Source organism: Leisingera sp. NJS201, from assembly GCF_004535885.1.
Lineage (GTDB): Bacteria > Pseudomonadota > Alphaproteobacteria > Rhodobacterales > Rhodobacteraceae > Leisingera.
Genome location: NZ_CP038238.1, coordinates 20,445 through 38,935, shown reverse-complemented (window position 1 = coordinate 38,935; position 18,491 = coordinate 20,445). Strand labels below are relative to the sequence as shown.

Below are 18,491 nucleotides of genomic sequence, written 5' to 3'. Positions count from 1 at the left end.
TAAAATTGTGCTCCCGCTGCGAACGGCATGTGTGGATGGTCCCTGCATAGCAAGACCTACGAAGTGATGGTGCAAAAGTCAGCCGTAAAAACCAGGACACCCCGCCGAATGGCACGGGCACAATAGCCCGCATTGCTGATAGGGACCTGGTTTACGGAACCCTTCAGGGCCAGCGGCCGAATGGACGTGTCGCGGTTTGATGCCGCTCCTTTGATAGCATTTATTGCAGCAAAGGAGACGAACTATGGGACTGAAACGGACAGAAGAATTCCGGGCCGATGCGGTGCGGATTGCGCTGACGAGCGGGCTGAGCAGGAAGCAAGTGGCCTCTGATTTGGGTGTTGGCCTTTCGACCCTGAACAAGTGGATCACAGCGCATCGCGACACCGAGGTGGTATCCGACAAAGACCTCGACCTTGCCCGAGAGAATGAACGGCTTCGACGGGAGAACCGCATTCTCAAGGAGGAGAGGGAGATCTTAAAAAAGGCAACGCAGTTCTTCGCGGGCCAAAAGCCATGAGGTTCAGGTTCATCGAAGAACACACTGATACCTTCAGCGCCAAGCGGATGTGCAATGTGCTGGATGTCAGTGAGCGCGGTCTACGGGCCTATCGCAGCCGCCCGGCCAGTCAAAGGCAGCGCACTGACATGGTCGTTCTGGCGCATATCAAGGAACAATCTCGCCTCAGCCTGGGCAGTTATGGCCGCCCACGGATGACCGAGGAACTGAAGGAGTTGGGCCTGAACATTGGCCATCGTCGCGTCGGGCGTTTGATGCGTGAGAATGGCATCCGTGTCGAACGATCTAAGAAATACAAGGTGACGACCATTGCCCGGCAGACGATTGCGAAGCAATCAGCCGAGAGGGGGACAGCAACCACGCCTTCAACATCGCACCCAATCTGCTGAACCGGGATTTCTGCGCAGATGCGCCCAATCAGAAATGGGCAGGTGACATAAGTTACGTGTGGACGCGCGAGGGCTGGCTCTACCTGGCGGTGATCCTTGATCTGCATTCCCGGCGGGTCATCGGTTGGGCCATCAGCAATCGGATGAAGCGGGACTTGGCGATCCGGGCGCTGAACATGGCTATAGCCTTCAGATCACCGCCTATGGGCTGCATTCATCATACGGATCGTGGATCGCAATACTGTTCTCATGACTATCAGATAATCCTGCGACAACACGGGTTCAGCGTGTCCCCCTTTCATGCATGTAAACATGCACTGCCGGGGCAGTGGATGAGCGGCAAAGGAAATTGCTATGACAATGCGGCCATCGAGACCTTCTTCAAGACGATCAAGGCAGAGCTGATCTGGCGAAGGTCGTGGCCAACGCGTAGGGCCGTTGAACTGGCCATCTTCAACTACATCAATGGCTTCTACAATCCGCGACGGCGGCACTCAGCATTGGGCTGGAAAAGCCCCGTCGCATTCGAACGGAAAGTGGCCTAAACGAGCACTTGGAGCGGCACGAAAACGGGACACGTCCAGGCGACAGTCGTCTCGAACAGGTGCCGCAGCAGTTCGCTTTCTCGAAACCGACCGTGGCGGTTCTTGGAAAAGGTTGAGTGATCCGGAACCCGGTCGCTCAGATCGAGCCGACAAAACCACCGATAGGCGAGGTTCAGATGCACCTCTTCGCAAAGCCGCCGCTCCGACCGGATGCCGAAGCAATAGCCGACCAGGAGCATGCGGATCAGCAACTCGGGATCGACGGATGGACAGCCCGTGTGGCTGTAGAAATCCGCCAGATAGGCGCGGACGACAGTCAAATCGACGAAGCGGTCGATGGACCGAAGAAGGTGATCCTGAGGGACATGATCTTCCAGCGAGAACTCGTAGAACAGCGACAGCTGCGCCTCCTGCCTTGGTCCCATCATCGCCGATCCTCCAACCCATTGCAGGAATTGAATCAGTAGTTCAGGCCGCAATCAAGGAGGAGTTTTTCAACAAAATACGCCCGAGCCCTCAGAACCATTTTGCAGGAAACCTCAACAATAACTGGTCGAGCTCATCGTTCTGATCCGGCTCGAGCTCGGACCGTAGCTCTTGCAATGTGGGCTCCCTACCCCAACGTTTCTCATGCACGCCCTTTATTGAGAACAGGTTCACGCGGCGCTTCAAAATGGTTGCGATGAAACCGTGTGTTTTGCGGCGTACCGCGATCGACGATGCTCGGTAAGGTCGATCCATTGACGTGATGTTGCGCGGGTTTGGCCGCGCTGGGAACGCGACACTAGAAAAGAGATCAATCGGCGTACGCCCGAACCGACTAGATTTTATCAGAACGTTCGCGAAGGCCATAACAAAGTCGAGAAATTCGCTTTTGTTCTTGGTTTTAGACCGCTCCGACAGGCTCCTTTCGAGCGCCATTTCCAGTTGGATCGCCCCGTTCCAAGCTTTCTGTACACGCCGGTTGTCATGCAATCGCAGTGTGGTCGAGGCCGACATATCAGGCAGGCCAAGCTGCGTCGAATAGAGTGAGCCGCATGCACTGCAAGCGAGCACGACATTGGCGCCGTCAAATATGAATGCAGGCTCTGCCTCGCGATCATAGCAGGCTAGGCAATGAGTGGTAAGCGGCCTCCTGTGAGCGACGCAAAACGTCTGTGTAATCAACCTCCAAGACAATCGCATGAATTGATCACGGCCATCGAGTTGGTCGCGGAGAAGACAACGTGGACACCACGCGAAAGAAGGTATTGTGCTGAATTGATCGAAACTCAAATGAATCCCCCTGCCCGCCTCAACCACTTGGTGTGAACTCCAGGTTTTGCGCCGGGGAAGGTGAGCAGCTCCAGCCTGCGCTTCGCAGAGTCCAGCGCATTGTTCAGACCAGCTAGAATGGCACCTTGGTTTAGTGCGTCCAGATCTTCAGGAAGTCTTGCTATGTCCTGATAGCTATCTGACGGAAAGAGCCTGCGAAGATAGGACCGGGGATCAGTCGAATTCATTGCAGCTGCGCGGCTTACGAATGAAGTCAGACTTTCCATCGCATAGGGTGTGACGCTCATATCGATAGTCCCTGGTCCCGAAAGCTCATCCAAGTGTCGAAATCCAGGCGCTCGCTGCCAGACACAATCGCATAAATTGCAAGGCCCGTGAGCACTTGCATCACGTTTTTGCAGATACCATGGGTCCTGCTGATAATTGCCTTACGAAGTTTGGGATCGCGCGACAGAGACCCCTCTTCTCTAACCGGCCACCATCGTTCAAACCCTTCAAGAAACTCGATGAAGTCATCCTCGCTTGGCGTCCAGGCCCGATACTGAAGGTGAACTGATCGCCCTAAAGTCTGTTCGTCTTCCAAAGCCCATCGCCATATGCGCGGGGCTCCTGTAAGGATGACCCTGATATCGTATTCGGAAATCAGGTAGTGGACGTAGTTCTGATACGATATCAATTGGTGTTTCTGAAAACTGTACGCGCGGTGAAAATCCTCCAAGATTACGAGCCGCGTTTTTAAGTGCCCTAATAACTCGAGGGTCTTTGGGTAAGAGGACTGGCGTGTCATTGCGCCGTATCCTGGAACGTCGAGGTTCGTGCGGAGAGCATCGCAATAGTCAATGAAGTTACCGCTTGGATGGATGAGCTGGTTCACGAGCGGAACCGTGTGCGTGCCGAGTCGCCTACTCGTCTTTGGGGGGTGCTGTGCTGCAAATTGCTTGATAATTCGGGTCAATCCCATCCCAGCCGGGGCAGTTATGAATACAAGCTTGTTCTCGCAGTCTACCGGCTCACGGATCAGTTCATCCAATCGATCTCTAAGCGCGCGAATAGCTGATGTTTCAAAAAACGCCCCGGCACGAACGTAACGAATACGCTCGGGAACCGGCGCCTGCGACATGTCCGCGAAGTGTTGAGATGGCGCTTTTCTCATGACAACTTCCTCGGCACAGAAAAGCTTCGTGGCCCACTAAGTTCGCGAATGTCGCAACCTTGTGATTGAGGAAATGCTTCGAAGTGGCTAACTGCCTTCTTTCGTCGATTTGCTTGCGACAAGATTTGCTTGCGATAGTCGTGAGCAGCGACGGGGTTGGGCACGTTCATCGCTGCTTGCAGCCGTTCTTCTCTACGTTTTCGTAGTTCGTGCCAGTCATCCAAAGACAGAGGGTTGCGCGGAAAATGCTCGCTCCTGGCCTTATGAAAGATTTCTTCATCCGCACTGATGTGCACCGTACGAATGTCAGTAGGGTCGTACTTGAGCATGACATCTTTCACGCCGCAGTTTCTCATCTTTTGCAGCTGCTCTGAACGATAAAACATTCCAAATAACTCTAGACCTTCCCGCTGAATCTTGCGTCTCTCAAATGGAAGAAAATCAAGCCGAAACCGATCCGAATCCTTTGGCAGCCGCGGCTGAGAACCGTTGTCTCGCCAGCCGACGTTCCAAGCGTTCATGGGCGAAGTTAGCAGTCGGCGCTTCTTGTCGTGCACATAATCTCGAAGGATGAACTCGAGCAGGAGCCTTTCGACATCCAACAAAGTCAGTTTCGCCTGTTTCTCAGGCTGATAGGTCCCCTTCCTTTCTACGTTCGAAAACGTAGTTCCAGGAAGGGTTTGAACATACGCTTGGATTGTTCCAATGAAGCCTTCGACGTGCCCGCCGAGATGTGGCTGTGCCACTGGACGGAAAATGTGCTCAACGCCGTATTGCTGCAGGCCCCAGTTAAAGGGCTTTGACTTTAGATCGCTTCCATTGTCACTGCTGATCACGAGCGGCAATCCGTATACTGGCCATTCGTAGCGGATACCCAAGGTTTCAAGATATTCAGCCTTCGGAAAAACAGAACGGTGAAATGCCTTCATGAGGTTGATGGCTGACGGCGCCTCCATCGACAAAAACATTCCGGTCGGCATTGCGGTGGCGACATCAAGTAAAACAGTTATGTAAGGCCTGCCAATGCACTCGCGCGTGTCGGGATCGACGACCATCACGTTCAATATCGAGTGATCAATTTGAACGACGGCAAGCGGATCATCTACAACATACCTACCGCGGATAATCTGATACGCCTGACGTGCTGCCTTGCTTCCAAAACGTTTCAGCTTGAGCACTCGATCCGGAATCGTGTTTATCCTGTTGATCAAAACTGTCGGTGAAATTTCAGGCAGACCAAGAGACGACAGTTCTCGGTAAATTGCTTTATGCGCTTGCGCCAGAGCGATCTGATTTCGTTTAAGAAATTCTTTGCGAAGGTGCTCGTGAATTACCTTCTCTTGCTCATCACTGAGCATGACGCTCATTTTTTTGGGACCAGGCTTCAATCTGCGTAGCGCGCTTGCACGGTCATCGTTTTGCGCTCGTTTTAAAAGCCGATATGCTGTGGATTTCGAGATGCCGTGTGCGCGGCAAAAGTCCCGCACAGCTGCCGTGGTTTGAAACCCACCTTGAATGTATGGTGCAAGGCCTCTGCAAAGCGCAAATACCCTTGCCCACTCCCTTTCTTCTCGAGAGGTGCCCTCCTTCGGCATGATCGTCTCCCTTTCCGCCAGGCACGCCTGCAGGCTCGAAAACTTCGAGTGGCAGCCTTGACTTTAAGATTTGATTGGAGAAGATCGAGATGACGGTTTCGAAAAGTCATTCGATCTTTGTGAAAGCCTATGTGTTGGCGCACATAGGTTTTTACTTTTTAGGGCTACGTCATATTGCACCTCCCTCATTTCCATAGCGGTCAGGCCACAACGAGGCTGGTGTCGTGTTCAAGCGATCAGCGATGGCCCGCTCAATTTTTCTGGAACGACGAGCGCCGCGCGCGACATCGGTGACAGCTGTGTGCGAAACGCCGACATCGCGCGCGATGGATCTGAGCGTCACACCGACAGATCTTAGATCCGCTTTTAACTTGGAATATGCATTGGTCATCTTGAACTTTCACAGCTTCCATGCAGAGTGAAAGCTGCCAGCAACAATGAGTCAAGTTGTTGTTATTGTACGATATTATAATATCGTGGACGCATTGTAATGCCATACAGATCCACTCTCGCCTGAACAACTGCGAGGTCGACGCTCGTACGAACTCTTACTTGACGAAAAAATAGGAGGATGAAGCCTTCCCTGAATATATCACCCCACAACGCGGGCTAGCGCTCGTTAACCTCGAACTTCATGGTTGCACGGATGTCGAAAGCGCAATTGATCTTTGCAACATGGGCTTCGTCTCACCCGCCCTTTTCACCGGCATGGGCATCGACAACCGTCGGTTGCACTTTCAAGCGGTACAGCGGGAGTTGATTGCGCACATCGAAACGGGGAGCATTCTGTCGGCGTTGGCGGTCTCGCACCCGTTTGTCCTCGACGCTAAGGACCGGATGAACGTTGATCAGTTTCGTTCATGCGAGGTCGTTGTCTTTGACGAAGGCTATCTGCAGAAATTGACCTCATCAAGGCTTTCGGGTGCATTCGAACGCTCCGCTAAAAGTTGGCGAACATGAACCTTTCACGTCCTGATTACGAAAGGAAGCCGCATTCAGATTCGGCCAACTACCCATTCCTTTTGTAACAATTGGGTAGACCCACATGGAACATACAAAGGTTACAGGCAGAAGCGCCATATACTAGCTAACTCAGCTAAACTGGTAGAAGGAGGCACTATGCGTCAGTTTTCTTCAGCAGACCTCGCCAACAAAACTGGCGATGTTCTGGCTGCCGCTGCTCAGCAGCCTGTCGCTATCGCTTGCCACGGCAAACGCCGTTTTGTGGTTCTATCCATGAAGGAATTCGAGCTCTTGCGCCAGGGTAGGGACAGCCGAACAGCCCACGACGTTGACGAACTGGACGACAAAGAGGCTACGCGCCTTGTTGCTGCGCTATGGAGCAGCATTGACAATGACTGATTGATTTCAAGCGGCCTAAAGTAAAAAGGTATCTCACGCCGGAGGCTCTGAGCCTGCAAATAAACTCAGTTTCAACATCAGTAGTCTAGCTCGCCTTTTTTCGCTGCTGTTTACCTCAGCCATTCATCTTGGGTGCTGGCGGTCCGGCGCCCACCCGTTCATCACGGGACATTGCACGCTGCAGCGTACTTCGGTTTACGCCAAGAATCTCCGCCATGCCTGAAACGGTTTCCCGCTTGGTTGCGATTGCAGTCCTGGCGTGCGCGATTTGAGCGGCGGAAAGAACAGGCGGTCGACCTAGCCGCTTGCCTCGCTTCTTCGCAGCGCGAAGACCGGCCTTCGTCCGTTCCTGGATCAGGTCCCGCTCGAATTCAGCCAATGCTCCCATAATGTGAAATACTAAGCGCCCTCCTGCAGTCGTCGTGTCTATTCCGTCCGTCAGACTGCGAAACTCGATCCCGCGATCCCCGAACAGCTTCAGAAGATGAATGAGGTCAGCGATGGACCGCCCTACCCTGTCCAGCTTCCAGACCACAAGAAGATCGCCATCGCCAAGCAGTTCCATTGCTTTAGAAAATCCGGCGCGACTTTCGGCTTCCGTTGCGCCGCTCTTCGCTTGATCGGTGATGATACGGTCGCACCCGGCTTCGGTTAGCGCCTCGATCTGTAGATCAAGGTTCTGTTCCTCTGTAGACACCCTTGCATAGCCGATATTCATAGATTCTTTTTGCACGAGGTTTTTGCGGCGGTCCAGCACAATTGGAATCAATAACTTAGCTAGATCAGCAAAAGTGCCGCAAAAAGGGTCCTTTTCGCCTCACATTGACGAGAAGCGACCGTTCGCTGCAACCGTCATCAACAATCGACATGCGGACATAGCGGACTTGTGCAGCTGCAGCTTTCGCTGACGCAGAATTCTTAAGCAATCACAGCGGGCTTCTCTCTGCATCGCAGTCCACATCACCGAAGCGGCCATTGCCAAATAGTCTTTTTAAGCGGCACCAAGACCGCCGTTTCGCCGCATGTATTCCGATATTTTCTTACGTCTTCAACTTCTCACAGGCAAGGTGCGATGATCGACACGCCCGACATCACTGATCTCCAACAGTCCAGGCTGTTAACAATATTGACCATATTTAAACGCGAATTGAACCTTGAGAACAACTTGACTGGTGGTTTTCGTTCGTATTTTTAGTCGAGAATTTTTGCTGTCAGAAGCTCAGGTTCGTATGATGAAAGTAACAACAACCATACGCGACACATCCGTTTGTGAGCGCGATTCAACGCCGAAGCAGATCTGGAAAATATGGTAGATAATTGGCCCTCATCACTCCTTGCCAGATCGCCATTCTTTCCAGATCAGGTAGCTGTTAGCACCAAGCGAGGCGAAGGGTTCGGGCGGCAGGCGTGGCGGGTCCAGTTGCGCCAGAAAATGGCCAGCTATCTCTGAACCACCCTGCAGTACCAGTTCTGCGATGCCCATGCCCTGCAAGGTGCCTCGGGCGATGCCCAGACCGTTCTGACAGCAGGCCGAGAACACTCCGTCCTCCAGTTCGCCAAACGCCGCAGATCCGTTGCGGCTGAGGCAGAGCATCCCTGCCCAGCGATGCTCCATGCGTACATCCGGCAAATGCGGAAAGCGTTCCTTGAACTTGCGGTCATGTACCCAGCCCGCGTTGCGCAACCGCATCCGGCTGGTCTCGATGGTCGGATGGAAGCTTGATCCGGTGCGGATCAGGATGCGATCACCATAACTGCCTGAAATACGACGCACCGAAGTACCCATCGGATCAGCCGGGATCACTGACCAGCGCGATTGTCATCCTAGTGTTTTGATCTGCTCTTCGCTCAGCGGGGCCGACATCGAGGCGTAAAGGCAGATATGCATTAACTGCCGCTTGTAGAACCCAAAGCTCTCAAGATGACCGTTATTGGCCAGAATAACTTGCCCGGTGCTGACCTTTGCATTTGGTGTGCTGACACCCCAGCCAGGGCCCTGCTTTTCAAATCTGGTCACGGGTGAGTTTTCAAACACATCAATCTGGCCTGTTAGATGAGTAGACAGCGCCCGCACATAGGCCGCTGGCTGAATCATCACCGTCCCCGGCGCATAGAGCCCCGAAGTATAATGCGGACTGCCCGTGATCTCTTGCATCTGTTGCTGATCGTAGAGCATATATGGCTCGCCCAGTTTCGTCAGATGAGTTGCAAATTCGCGATTATGCTCGTCACCTGACTTGGTGGCGGCGGCATTGTACTTACCGCACGGATCAAACATTTCTTTTGGCAGATCGCATTCACCAGCCACTTCGGTTGCAAAGGCGATGGCCTTACGGTTCAGCGCGATGGCGGCGCGGTCTGCTTCCAACCCTTCGCCTGCATAGTTATCCGAGGCCAGATCATGCGGCAGGTCGATCATGAATCCCGAATTCCGTCCTGCGGAACTTTCGGCAAATCGACCCGCCTCCAGCAGAACAATTTTCAGTGACGGGTCCAGTTGATGCAGCCGTTGCGCCGTGCTGAGCCCCGCAAACCCGCCACCGACAATGGTGATGTCGGCGGTCAGATTCTGTTCTAACACCGGCAGAGGCGTTTGAGGTGGCAAGATGCCATTCCACCCCGCCAGGCCTGTCTGCCGGGGTAATCTTTTTGCCTCGAATCGCGTCAACCCACGGCCTCGTCAGCGTCATCGGCCAGATCGATCCAGATGGTTTTCAACTGGGTGTACTGATCATGCGCGTGGACGGAGTTGTCACGTCCACCAAAACCCGATTGCTTGTAGCCACCAAAGGGTGTGGTGATGTCACCCTCGCCAAAGCTGTTCACGGTCACGGTGCCAGCCCGCAGGGCCCGAGCACCACGAATGGCGCGCTTGGCATTGGCGGTGAAAATCGACGCGCACAGCCCGTATTCCGTGTCGTTCGCGACCGAGATGGCCTCGTCAAAACCGGACACTTCGATGACCGACAGAACCGGGCCAAAGATCTCTTCGCGCGCAAGAACAGCATCGTTGTCTGAGACTTCGACGACTGTGGCTTCGACGAAGCCATTGTCAGTCTTGCCACCAATCACGACGTTCTCGGCCTTATCCAGATAGCCGCAGACCTTGTTATAGTGACCTTCGGACACCAGTGCGCCCATACGGGTTTCCGGGTCCAGCGGATCACCGATGTTCCACTGTTTGACGTGATGCGCGATACGCTCCAGCAATTCGGATTTCACCGCCTTGTGTACGATCAGTCGCGAACTGGCCGAACAGTTTTCGCCCATGTTCCAGAAGGCACCGTTGACCAGATGCTGGGCCACGCGGTCCAGATTTTCGGCATCATCCATGACGATGGCGGGGTTTTTGCCGCCCATCTCAAGCACGACTTCCTTGGCGTTTGATTCCGCTGAATAGCTCAGGAACCGCTTGCCGGTTACGGTCGAGCCGGTGAACGACACCATATCGACATCCATGTGACGGCCAATCGGCTCGCCTACATCTGCGCCACCGCCGGGAACGATGTTCAGTACGCCTGCAGGCACGCCCGCTTCCATCGCCAGTTCTGCCATCCGCAGTGCAGTCAGGGTGGTCTCGGCTGCCGGTTTGATCACCAGCGAACAGCCTGCCGCCAGCGCCGGGCCAATCTTCCACGCCAGCATCAGCAGCGGGAAGTTCCACGGCAGCACCAGACCGACCACGCCGATGGGTTCGCGCACGATCATGGCGATGTGATCGTCCGAGGCGGGCGAGACCTGATCATAAATCTTGTCGATCACCTCGGCATGCCATTTCAGGCAATGGATAGTTTCAGGCACATCCACGGTTTCACAGTCGTAGATCGTCTTGCCAGAATCCACGCTCTCCATCACTGCCAGTTCGCGGGCATTGCGGGTCATCAGTTTGCAAAGACGGATCAAGACGTCCTTACGTTCTGAGGGATGCAATTTCGACCAGCGGCCATCGTCAAACGCCTGACGGGCTTTTTCGACGGCGAATTCCACGTCTTCGGCGCCACAGGCCGCGATCTCGGCAAGTTGGTCCCCGGTGGCCGGGTTGGTGCTGGTAAAGGTCTTGCCGGATATTGCCGGGCGGAAGCTGCCGTCAATGAAAGCGCCGGTGGGCAGGTCCAGACCTGCGGCGATGGATTTGTATTCGTCCTGTGTCAGCAAGCTCATGCTTTATCCCTCCGCCACGATATCGGCGATTTTGCGTTTCAACACGCGCGTGACCTGTTCCAGCGCGCGTTTGTCATCCTTGTTCAGACCCCGCAGCGGCGGTCGCATGATGCCCGCATCGATGCCATTCATGGTGACGCCATGCTTGATGGTTTGAATGAACTTGCCGCCCTGTTCCAGCACATGCATCAAGGGCAGCAAAGCCGACATGATGCGGCGGCCCTTGTCGAAATTGCCTTCGACCACGCAGGCATTGTACAGCGCCACATGTTCCGCAGGCAGGAAGTTCGATCCTCCGCAGACCCAGAACGGCGCGCCCCAGGCAAAGAACTCCAGCGCCTGATCATCCATGCCGCAGCCCAACTGGATATGCGGATAATCGCGCGCCAGCAAATGCACCCGGTTGATATCGCCCGAGCTTTCCTTGATGCCGCAGAAATTCCGGCTGCGGCCTACGCGGTCCAGGAATTCCTCGCCCATCATGGTGCCGGTGCGGTGCGGATAGTTATACAGCATCACCGGCAGATCGGCGGCCTTATCAATGGCCAGCGCGTTCAGCGCGTTTTCCTGGTCGGTGGGCACCGAATAGGCGGGACTGGCCAAAAGGATCGAATCCGCTCCGATCTCGCGTGCACCAGTGGCCAGAGCCATCGAATCCGACGTCATCATCGCGCCGGTGCTCACCACCAGCGGCAGACGACCTTTCATCTGCTCATAGGTGAACTTGGCCACTTCAATGCGTTCTGCAACGCTTTGGGCATAGTTCTCGCCGGTGGACCCGCCCGAGATCAGGCCGTGCACACCGTTTTCGATCAGATACTCAATCACGTCCGACAGCGCGTCCCAATTGACGCTGCAATCCTCGTGATAAGGGGTCACTACGGGCGTGTAGATCCCTTCGAATTTGAACAAGGGTGTCATTCATTTCCTCATGCAGGGGGTTGAAAGAGACAGGTTGCCTACCGTGGCACTCTATGTGTCAGGGAACGGCGGTCAGGAAATTTCGCTGGCTTCCGGTCCCCATGCATCAGGGAGCGCAAAGCCTGACGCAAAAGGATCATCCGGGTCCAAAGCCAGTTGGCTCATGCCATAGGTCCAACAGCGGCCGCTGATATTGGGCAAGACCGCTGGCTTTCCATCAACATTTGTCTCGCCGGTCAGCCGCGCGCGGAATTCGGAGCCAATGATCGACCGCGTCGTGATTTCATCGCCGATGTTCATCTGCCCGCGTGCGTGCAGCACCGATAGGATCGCGGAACTGCCGGTGCCACATGGCGAGCGATCCACGCGCCCCGGCCACAGGGTGCAGCAGGTGCGGACTGACCCATCCTCCATCTCTTCTTTGAAGATCGCATAAGCGACATGGTCGATCGAGGGGATTTGGGGATGCTGGACAGTAAAGGCTTTGTTCGCGGCCTCTTTCAACGCCATGCCCGCCCGGACCAGATCGGTGGTATAGTCCGGCGTGATGTGAATGCCGAGCTGGGTCACGTCGACCACGGCATAAAACACACCGCCAAAGGCGAGATCAAGCTGCACCTCGCCCCATTCCTCGGTCGAGACGCTCTGATCCAATGCTTCGACAAAGGCCGGAATCATGTCCAGCGAAACGCGCTTGCATTTGCCCTCGTGGCATTCTGCGGTGGCCGTCACGATCCCGGCTGGCGCTTCCAGACGCAGGACGGTTTGCGGCTCCAGCATCTCGATCATGCCGGTTTCAAGCAATGCCGTTGCGACACACATGGTGTTCGCGCCGGACATCGGATGGGCCTCGTCTGCTTGCAGCACGATGAAACCTGCATCCGCGGTTGGATCACAGGGCGGGATCATCAGGTTGACGGTTTGATTGACCGCGCCCCGGGGTTCAAGGCAGACAAACCGGCGCAGGCTGTCGTCGGTTTTGTTGATGTAATCCATCTTCTCGGTCATCGTCGCGCCGGGAATGTCATAAATTCCCGAGGTTATGACCTTACCAACCTCGCCTTCGCAGTGAACATCCAGCAGTTGCAGCGTCTTTTTCCAGCGCATGTTTTTTCCTTCTTATGCCGCGCCCGGCCTGTTACGTTCAGGCCGGTGGCCGCGCTTGTTGTGTCAGTTGGTTGAATACCCTACGCTGAAGACTTGGCCGCGCGTTCTTGCAGCAGCCCAGTCAACCAGTTCGGGTCCATTTCTGGTACCGAACTCAGCAGCAGTTCGGTATAGGGATCATGAGGCGGTTGGAACATATGGCTCTTGCCGCCTTGTTCGACCACTTTGCCCGAGCGCATGACGGCGACGCTGTCGGCGATGGCCCGGACGGTGGCAAGGTCGTGGGTGATGAACATGTAGGACAGGTCAAATTCGGTCTGCAGCTTGTCGAGCAGTTTCAGAATGCCTTCGGCCACGATCTGATCTAGGGCCGACGTAACCTCATCGCAGATGATCAGCCGGGGTTCGGCCGCGATGGCGCGGGCGATGCCGATCCTTTGCTTTTGCCCGCCTGACAGTTCCGAAGGCCGCCGGTCAATATACTGATCAGGCTCAAGCTCGATCAGCGACAGCAATGCACGAATGCGTTCTTCAAGCTGTTTGCCCTTCAGGCCCAGATAAAACTGTGCGGGCCAGCCGATGATTTCGCGGATTTTCTGCTTGGGGTTCAGGGCCGTATCAGCCATCTGATAGATCATCTGGATCTGACGCAGCTGGTCTTTTGACCGGTTGCGGAAATCGGGCGGCAGGGCCTTGCCCTCGAACAGGATTTCCCCTGTTTCGGAACCAGCAATCCGGTGATGGTGCGCGCAGTTGTGGATTTTCCGCTGCCGGATTCACCCACAACCGCCACCGTGCGCCGTTTGTGGATGTCAAAGCTCACGTCATTCAGGACCGGGGTCGCGCCATAAGCGGCGGTGACATTCCGGATCGCCAGAACGGGTGTTTCCCCGACGGCCGGCTCGGGCTGCTCTTCCCGTGTGTGCGAGCGAACGGCCCAGAGCGTCTTGGTGTAATCCTCACGCGGAGAGGCCAGCATGGTTTCAGTGTCCGCCTCTTCGACCTCTTCGCCTTTCAGCAGAACCTTGATCTTGTCCGCCATCTGCGACACGACTGCCAGATCGTGGGTAATATAGATGGCCGCGGTATTGAACTGTTCGACAATATCGCGGATCGCGGCCAGAACCTCGATCTGGGTTGTGACATCCAGCGCGGTTGTGGGCTCATCAAAGATGATCAGATCGGGACGGCACGCCATGGCCATGGCGGTCATAGCGCGTTGCAACTGCCCGCCGGACACCTGATGGGGGTAACGCAGGCCGATATGATCAGGGTCGGGCAACTGCATCCGCCCGAACAGCTCGACGGCATCGCTTTCCGCCTCATGCCGGGGCATGGTGCCGTGGATCTGGGGCGCTTCGCAATACTGGTCGATCAGCTTGTGAGCCGGATTGAAACTGGCAGCAGCGGATTGCGCGACATAGGCGATCCGCTCCCCCCACAAAGATCGCAATGTGCTGCCCGAGCTGTTTCGCAGGTCGATACCGTCGAACTGGACAGAACCGTCTGCTATCCGGCATCCGTCACGGGTAAAGCCCATGGCCGCCAGACCCAGCGTTGATTTACCTGCGCCGGATTCGCCGATCAGCCCCAGAACCTCGCCCTTTCTGACTGTCAGATCGACGCCTTTGACGATTTCGGTCCAGCCTGCGTCTGAACGGCCCTCGATCCTCAGGCCCTTGATATCAACCAGAACGGGGTTTTGCTGTGACATGTTGGTGGTTTCGGTCATCGGCTTACTCCTTCAAGCCGCTTGATACATGGAGCATCCAGTCGACGATGAAATTGATGGCGATCGTCAGCAGGGCAATGGCAGCGGCAGGCAGCAGGGGGGTGATGTCGCCAAAGCTGATCAGTGTCGCATTGTCTCGCACCATTGACCCCCAGTCGGCAGTCGGGGGCTGAATGCCCAAACCCAGAAATGACAGCGTCGATACGGCCAGGAACACAAAACAGAACCGCAGCCCGAACTCGGCAACCAGCGGCGCGGTGATATTGGGCAAAATCTCGCGGAAGATCAGCCGGAACAACCCGTCGCCCCGCAGTTTCGCGGCCTCGACATAATCCAGCACGACCACATTCAACGTCACCGAACGCGCAAGCCGGTAGACCCGCGTGGCTTCGATAAATGAAATCACGACGATCATGTTCACGATTGAGGTGCCCACGATGGACAGCAGCAACAGTGCAAAGATCAGGGCTGGAATGGCAATGATAACGTCAACGATACGGCTGATGACCTGATCGACCCAGCCGCCCAATGTTGCAGCCAGCAAACCCAGCGAGGTGCCCAGAAAGAAGGTGATCAGGGTCGTGACCAGCGCAATGCCTACCGAGTTTCGGGCGCCATAGATCAGGCGGCTGAGCATATCGCGGCCCAGATTATCGGTTCCCAGCAGGAACTCGCCATCCCATGGTAGGTATTGCTGGCCGACGACCTCACGCTCTCCGAAGGGGGCAAGCACGGGCGCGAACACCGCGATGATCACATAGAGAATTACGATCAGCATGCCAAAGCTTGCGGTCAGCGGAACATGCTGCAACAGCTTGCCAAAACGTGGCGGCGCAACACCTGTCAGCACTTTGCGGAACACCCATGCTACGGATGCCGCTGTTAGCAGGAAGATTGCGCAATAGGCGAGGATGAAAAGAGTATTTATCATGATGTCACCTTTAGCGCGCGTGAACCAGCCGGGGGTTCGACAGGGTGGACAGGACATCTGCCAGCAGGTTCATCACCACATAGGCACAGGCAAAGATCAGCGCGCAGGCCTGTACTACAGGCACGTCGCGCTTGGCGACCGAGTCGACCATCAGTTGCCCAAGACCGGGATAGACAAACACCACCTCGACAACCACCACACCTGTGACCAGATAGGCGAGGTTAAGAGCCACCACATTGATGATCGGGGCCAGCGCATTGGGCAGAGCGTGCCGCACAATGATGCGGAGCTCGCTTGCGCCCTTCAGGCGCGCCATCTCGATATAAGGTGAGGCCAGAAGATTGATCAACGCAGCCCGGGTCATCCGCATCATATGTGCGGTGACAACCAGTGTCAGCGTCAGTGCGGGCAGAAAGCTGAGATACAGTTTTTCGGCGGTCCACATGTCGGGGCGAATGTTGGCGATGGAAGGGAAATAGCCTGTCTGTGCTAAAAGAAAGACAAGCACGTAAGCCAGAAAGAACTCTGGCGACGAGATTGAAGTCAGCGCGCCCACATTGATCGAACGGTCGATCAGGGTATTCCGCTTGAGCGCTGCAACAATGCCAAAGGCAAGCGACAGAGGCACTGCAATGCAAGCCGCGTAAACAGCCAGGAACAGCGTGTTCCCAAGACGTGTGGAAGTTAATTCAGAGATCGACCGGCCACTGGCCAGCGAATTGCCGAACTCCCCGCGTGACGCATTGAACAGCCACTCGAAATACCGGACATAGACCGGACGGTTCAATCCAAGTTCTTCTCTTAGGGCAGCTACCGTTTCTTCCGTGGCACCCTGTCCCAAGATTTCGCGTGCGACATCTCCGGGAAGCAGTTCAACCGCTCCGAAGATGACCACGGATATCACCAGCAAAGTGGCCAGGCCCAACAGCAGGCGCTGCGCTATCATTTTCCAAATATGTGCCATGTATGCTCTCTGATCGCGTCAAGCGGCGGTCTGGAGGGAACTCCCTGCGCAATTGAAAGCGCAGGGAACATTTTGGTCTGGAGGGAGAAAGCCAGACCATCATGGGGCCGGCGGTTTAAGTGAACCACCAGCGGGATACACCGCGTGCGCCGTCAACCGGCCAGCTTGAGGCGGCGTTTTCGGTGCGTGCAACATTGGCGCGGCGGCCATAGACCCAGTTGTTGAAGACCGGCAGGATGGTGCCACCTTCATCATGGCTCAGTTGCTGCATTTCAGCGTACATCTCGGTTCGGCGAGCGTCATCCAGTTCGATCTTGGCGGCACGCAGCAGCTCATTGAAGCGCGGGTTATTCCAACGACTCTCATTCCAGGCGGCGTCATCCTTGTACGCCAGGCTGAACATCACATCCGGCGTCGGACGCGCGCCCCATGTGACAAAGCTGAATGGCTCTTTCAGCCAGACCTGTGACCAATACCCATCGGTCGGACGGCGCACCACATTGATGTCGATGTTTCCGGCCTGCGCCTGTTCCGCATAAAGGACACAAAGGTCAACAGATCCCGGCAGCAGGCCGTCAGCAGTGTTCAGATCCACATCCAAGCGATCCATTCCGGCCTTTTTCAGGTGGAATTTGGATTTGTCTGGGTCATAGGGACGCAGAGGCATGTCAGCGTAGTAGGGCATGTTCGGAGACACATGAGAATCGTTACCTAGTGTCGCTGCACCGAAGAAAATCTTATCCACGATTTCCTGACGGTTGATGGCATATTTCAACGCCAGCCTTACATCCGGATTGTCAAAAGGTGCGGCATCAACATGCATCGGCAGCGTTACAGCGGCAGCGCTGGGAATGTTGTCGACCTCGATATCCTTGTTGCGCGACAGTAACGCGAGCGTTTTCAGATCAAGTTGCGAAGCCACGTCGACCGCTCCGGTCAGCAGGGCGTTTTGCAATGCGGTCGGATCGTTAATGATGGTCATCTCGACAGCATCAAAATAGGCACCTTCAAGATGCCAGCCATCATGACGGCTGAGGCTTGCCGAAACGCCGAATTCTACGTTGTCGATCTTGTAGGGACCGGTGCCATCACCGCTTTCCCAGTCCGCGGTGCCATCCGCACGTGCGGGCACAATTGCCAAGTGATAATCAGTTAACAGCCACGGCAGGTCGGCATTGCCGCTTGCCATCTTGATGGTAAGCGAGTGATCGTTGTTTTTGACGATCTCGACAACATCCGCCAGCAGCGACTTCGCCGCCGATGTACTGTCCTCACCCCGGTGATAATTGAGCGAGGCAATGATATCGTCTGCCACTAGAGGCTTGCCGCTGTGGAACGAAGCATTTTCTGTCAGCTCAAACGTCCATTCTGCGGCGTCTTCGGACGCGCTCCAGGATGTGGCCAGATCGCCGCCCAATGTGTTGTCGGGGTTGATTTGTGTCAGATAGCTGCGGTGTGTATGGGCCAAAACAATACTGGCGACACTTACATAGGTGCCAGGATCGTGGTTGTCGGTTGTGTTTCCGTCATGCTGGCCAAGCCGCAGGGTGCCGCCCCGTTGCGGCGCAGCTTGTGCAGCAGTGGTCCAAAGACCTGCAGCCGCCGGAATCGCCAGGCCTGCGGCAACTGCCGAGCGAACGAAATCCCGCCGCGACAGATTGCCGGTGCGTGCGACCGCAGTCAGGTTTGCGAGTTGAGTTTTATCTTTCATGGCTTACTCCCGTTGTATCAGCCGTTGATGCATTTCAGTCATACCCACCTTTGAAACCGGTCATCGTGCAGATGTTGACCAGCAGTTGGGTTGGGATGGGAATGCCCCCGGTTGCAGAACTGTTT

Annotated in this window: 16 protein-coding genes and 3 pseudogenes; 3 read left to right on the top strand and 16 right to left on the bottom strand. The window is 55.5% G+C overall.

Annotation, left to right across the window (positions count from 1 at the left end):
• The first annotated feature begins 244 nt into the window (after nucleotides 1–244).
• Nucleotides 245–1,454 (top strand): annotated as a pseudogene (locus ETW23_RS23235) (IS3 family transposase).
• A 41-nt stretch (nucleotides 1,455–1,495) separates the two neighbouring features.
• On the opposite strand, the pseudogene ETW23_RS23230 reads toward ETW23_RS23235, so the two are convergent.
• The 6 genes and pseudogenes from ETW23_RS23230 to ETW23_RS23205 form a co-directional block, all read right to left on the bottom strand.
• A pseudogene (locus ETW23_RS23230) lies at nucleotides 1,496–1,882 on the bottom strand (transposase); the annotation flags it as partial.
• Nucleotides 1,883–1,970: 88 nt separating this feature from the next.
• Entirely contained in the window at nucleotides 1,971–2,453 is a 483-nt protein-coding gene (locus ETW23_RS23225; protein ID WP_134831604.1) for a hypothetical protein, read from the bottom strand.
• A 272-nt stretch (nucleotides 2,454–2,725) separates the two neighbouring features.
• On the bottom strand, nucleotides 2,726–3,016 hold the full coding sequence (locus tag ETW23_RS23220) for a TniQ family protein (RefSeq protein ID WP_134831603.1): 291 nt from the start codon (nucleotides 3,014–3,016) through the stop codon (nucleotides 2,726–2,728).
• Nucleotides 3,013–3,882: a TniB family NTP-binding protein gene (locus ETW23_RS23215; RefSeq protein ID WP_134831602.1), complete on the bottom strand. Its 870-nt coding sequence runs from the start codon at nucleotides 3,880–3,882 to the stop codon at nucleotides 3,013–3,015. The genes ETW23_RS23220 and ETW23_RS23215 overlap by 4 nt, the downstream gene beginning before the upstream one ends.
• A complete protein-coding gene (locus tag ETW23_RS23210; RefSeq protein ID WP_134831601.1) occupies nucleotides 3,879–5,477 on the bottom strand; it encodes a Mu transposase C-terminal domain-containing protein in 1,599 nt (532 codons plus the stop codon). The genes ETW23_RS23215 and ETW23_RS23210 overlap by 4 nt, the downstream gene beginning before the upstream one ends.
• Nucleotides 5,478–5,646: 169 nt before the next feature.
• Nucleotides 5,647–5,868: a helix-turn-helix domain-containing protein gene (locus ETW23_RS23205; protein WP_134831600.1), complete on the bottom strand. Its 222-nt coding sequence runs from the start codon at nucleotides 5,866–5,868 to the stop codon at nucleotides 5,647–5,649.
• Between the two features lie 284 nt (nucleotides 5,869–6,152).
• Between ETW23_RS23205 and ETW23_RS23200 the strand changes: the two genes are divergently transcribed.
• Both ETW23_RS23200 and ETW23_RS23195 read left to right on the top strand, forming a co-directional pair.
• Nucleotides 6,153–6,437, top strand: coding sequence for a hypothetical protein (locus ETW23_RS23200; RefSeq protein WP_134831599.1), 285 nt, complete (start codon nucleotides 6,153–6,155; stop codon nucleotides 6,435–6,437).
• Between the two features lie 159 nt (nucleotides 6,438–6,596).
• Nucleotides 6,597–6,839 carry a type II toxin-antitoxin system prevent-host-death family antitoxin gene (locus ETW23_RS23195; RefSeq protein ID WP_134831598.1) on the top strand — a complete coding sequence of 81 codons (243 nt, stop codon included), beginning with the start codon at nucleotides 6,597–6,599 and terminating at the stop codon, nucleotides 6,837–6,839.
• A 115-nt stretch (nucleotides 6,840–6,954) separates the two neighbouring features.
• Here the strand turns inward: ETW23_RS23195 and ETW23_RS23190 are convergent, their stop codons facing one another.
• From ETW23_RS23190 to ETW23_RS23150, 10 genes and pseudogenes are all read right to left on the bottom strand, one after another.
• A complete protein-coding gene (locus tag ETW23_RS23190) occupies nucleotides 6,955–7,596 on the bottom strand; it encodes a recombinase family protein (RefSeq protein WP_368075917.1) in 642 nt (213 codons plus the stop codon).
• A 570-nt stretch (nucleotides 7,597–8,166) separates the two neighbouring features.
• Complete coding sequence (locus tag ETW23_RS26965) at nucleotides 8,167–8,613, bottom strand: hypothetical protein (RefSeq protein WP_368075916.1); 447 nt, start codon at nucleotides 8,611–8,613, stop codon at nucleotides 8,167–8,169.
• 45 nt (nucleotides 8,614–8,658) lie between these two features.
• Nucleotides 8,659–9,444, bottom strand: coding sequence for an NAD(P)/FAD-dependent oxidoreductase (locus ETW23_RS26960; protein WP_368075915.1), 786 nt, complete (start codon nucleotides 9,442–9,444; stop codon nucleotides 8,659–8,661).
• A 59-nt stretch (nucleotides 9,445–9,503) separates the two neighbouring features.
• Complete coding sequence (locus ETW23_RS23180; protein ID WP_134831597.1) at nucleotides 9,504–11,000, bottom strand: aldehyde dehydrogenase; 1,497 nt, start codon at nucleotides 10,998–11,000, stop codon at nucleotides 9,504–9,506.
• Nucleotides 11,001–11,003: 3 nt separating this feature from the next.
• Nucleotides 11,004–11,921: a dihydrodipicolinate synthase family protein gene (locus tag ETW23_RS23175; protein WP_134831596.1), complete on the bottom strand. Its 918-nt coding sequence runs from the start codon at nucleotides 11,919–11,921 to the stop codon at nucleotides 11,004–11,006.
• Between the two features lie 72 nt (nucleotides 11,922–11,993).
• The gene (locus ETW23_RS23170) at nucleotides 11,994–13,028 is read right to left on the bottom strand and encodes a proline racemase family protein (protein WP_134831595.1); all 1,035 of its coding nucleotides are present in this window, start codon (nucleotides 13,026–13,028) and stop codon (nucleotides 11,994–11,996) included.
• A gap of 80 nt (nucleotides 13,029–13,108) precedes the next feature.
• A pseudogene (locus tag ETW23_RS23165) lies at nucleotides 13,109–14,742 on the bottom strand (ABC transporter ATP-binding protein).
• 22 nt (nucleotides 14,743–14,764) lie between these two features.
• Nucleotides 14,765–15,538: an ABC transporter permease gene (locus ETW23_RS23160; protein WP_254695268.1), complete on the bottom strand. Its 774-nt coding sequence runs from the start codon at nucleotides 15,536–15,538 to the stop codon at nucleotides 14,765–14,767.
• 163 nt (nucleotides 15,539–15,701) lie between these two features.
• Nucleotides 15,702–16,655, bottom strand: a complete 954-nt coding sequence (locus ETW23_RS23155; RefSeq protein ID WP_134831593.1) for an ABC transporter permease — start codon at nucleotides 16,653–16,655, stop codon at nucleotides 15,702–15,704.
• A 115-nt stretch (nucleotides 16,656–16,770) separates the two neighbouring features.
• Nucleotides 16,771–18,366 carry an ABC transporter substrate-binding protein gene (locus tag ETW23_RS23150; protein WP_134831592.1) on the bottom strand — a complete coding sequence of 532 codons (1,596 nt, stop codon included), beginning with the start codon at nucleotides 18,364–18,366 and terminating at the stop codon, nucleotides 16,771–16,773.
• Nucleotides 18,367–18,491: the final 125 nt, after the last annotated feature.